Annotated in this window: 1 protein-coding gene; it reads right to left on the reverse strand. The window is 44.8% G+C overall.

From position 1 onward, the window contains the following. Positions 1-286, reverse strand: a 286-nt coding sequence (locus BHE89_RS01185) for a 2-hydroxyacyl-CoA dehydratase family protein (RefSeq protein WP_141008250.1), incomplete at both ends; no start/stop codon positions are given.

Here is a 286-nt window from a genome sequence, read left to right on the forward strand (position 1 = left end):
ATGCGCGACGGCGCTGATTAAACAGATGGATGGCTCTTTTCAATCCATCGTCTGTCACCGGCTGACCTGAAATTTCCCCTAATTGCAGTGCAATTTTTTTGTATTGTTCGGTTAAGAAAGCAATACCTGCTGGGGTTTTACGGTTCTGTGGGTGTACCAATTGAATAAAAGGCACTTGTGGTACACCCGCTTTCCAGTTTTGCCCTAAGCATTTTAAGGTGTCACAAAGAGAAGGAATTAAGGCTGCTGACAGTTTATTCAGCGCACCATCCAATCCCATCTCAAG

Source organism: Shigella sp. FC1967, assembly GCF_001743005.1.
Lineage (GTDB): Bacteria > Pseudomonadota > Gammaproteobacteria > Enterobacterales > Enterobacteriaceae > Proteus.